The 2,069-nt window shown below is 35.4% G+C and carries 1 protein-coding gene; it reads right to left on the bottom strand.

Annotated features, from left to right (window positions below; all coding sequences use genetic code 11):
• Positions 1-2,069 (bottom strand): hypothetical protein (locus tag AC11W3_RS15560; protein ID WP_484093314.1); only part of this gene is annotated, 2,069 nt, incomplete at both ends.

Here is a 2,069-nt window from a genome sequence, read left to right on the forward strand (position 1 = left end):
TCCATCATTCCAATAAGTCTATCTATACCTGTCTTACGTATATTAGATGCAGGTTCGGAAATTTGTGGTACTTGTTGCAACAAGTAAGCTAATTGTGGTGATACTTCAACAGTTCCAGTAGGGTCTAATACTTTTGCTCCTTTATCAATCTTAGTCTGCAAGTAGAAGTTATTATTAGTTCCTAATTCAAGTGGTACTTTTAATGCAGGGCTTAATTGAGGTGCAACTGCACCAGGAATTGTACTAGGATGAAACAAATCAGGAATACGGTTTATATCTAGGTATGGCATTGAATTACTCCACATAAGTATTTCTTTCTGTCCTTTCTCGTTAGTTACTGTAAAGGGTAGTTGAATCCAATCTTGTGCAAAGCCAGGTAATTTACTTTTATCAACTCTGTCTTCCTCACTAGTCATATCTTTAATCTCATTTACAGCCTTTGCAATAGGCATATATTTCTTAGGGTTTGTAAACATCTGCTCAAGTTGAAGTACGCTGTTCTTACGCATCCATGTGTAGAATGGGAATATCCTACGCATTACTTGATGTTCAAATTTGGTTATATCATCATAGTTGAATAGGAACTCATTAACATGTTCTGCTGAATGTGCAAAACTCTTGCCATTGTCTAAGTTAGCAACGAAATTCATAAGCCTACCATGTTCCTCAACGGTGCTACCAACTTTCATACTAGCATCTACTGTTTTGCCTATAATACCTTTCTCTGTAGCTACCTTTTCTGCATCACGTGCAATGTTCTTTTTAATATCATAGCCGAAGAAACCTTTGCCTATTACATCCAACTTTTCAGCTTCTCTCTTGATTTGCTTTAGAGTATATTCTGTACCACCCAAAACGACAATACCATCTTTGCCTCTAAGTATGCCTATAGTTAAATTATTAAGTCTAGGATTAAATACTTTAGTACCAATATCAAGGTAGTTGTTAAAAGCATTACCTCTAGCGTTGTTCACGTGGAACGCAGGTCTTAACGCAGTAGCCATAACCTTATAGGTATAAAGGAATTTATCATATGCTCCAAGTAATCCATTAACATCCTCTGCAACTTGTGCAGTAGTAAGTGCTTTGTATTTATCAAGTATTACACTAGGAACTTGATGAATCTTAACAAATCTATCCTTTAGTATATTGTCTAAATATTTTTCATTTACATATCCAAAAGAATTACCTAACTTGTCTAATTCTTCTTGAGTGATGCCATAACTTTTCAGTATCTTGAATCGTGTAGCTTCTGTCTTACCTTTTAAAAGTTTCTTCACATCAGAGGTAGAGAATATAAGTGAGTGATTAGCTTCAAGTGCATCACCTGGCTTTAATTGCTTACCGAACTTACCAGTAATGTCTTTAACCATGCCATCATCATACATCAGCTTGTAGTGCTTCTGCATACGTGCTAGGTATATGTCAGCTATCTCATGGACAAAAAAATCATACTCTTTAAAATTCAAGTGTTGATTGATTTCAGCTACAGTACCAAAACGTAGTTTATAGCCATCAGGCATAACAGTACCAACTTGATATATTCTGCTATAACTAAAATTATTGCTAGGTTTTGTAAGTCCTAAGTCTGCAAGTTGTTTTGGATTAAGACTATCAATATAAGCTTTGGCTTCAGGTGTAAGGATGTGGGATGCATAACCTTCTAAATACATATTGTCAAGAAGTCCAGTTTGAGATTCTACAATACCTGCTTTCTTAAATTTGGAACGAATGTCATACACAATATCACGTATATCTTCGTCAAGCAAATCTAATTTCTGAATAACACTAAGGGTGGTGGTGTGCTCTTTAATAACCTTACTTAACTTTTCATCACCCCATACACTTCTAGCAAACCTTTCAAACTCTGCATCATTCTCCATAGCTTGAGTATATTCTTTAAGTAGTTTTTGTATCTTCGCTTGCTTCAAATCAGCACTAGCCTTATTAATCTTGTCTAACTTAATAGCATCTTCAATCTCTTGTGGAAGTGTGCCAATAATTTCTTCCAAAGTTACATCAGCTTTCTTGTATTCCTCAATTGTAGGTTTTGCAGTAGGTTGCTCAAC

Source organism: Geomonas sp. (assembly GCF_056994735.1).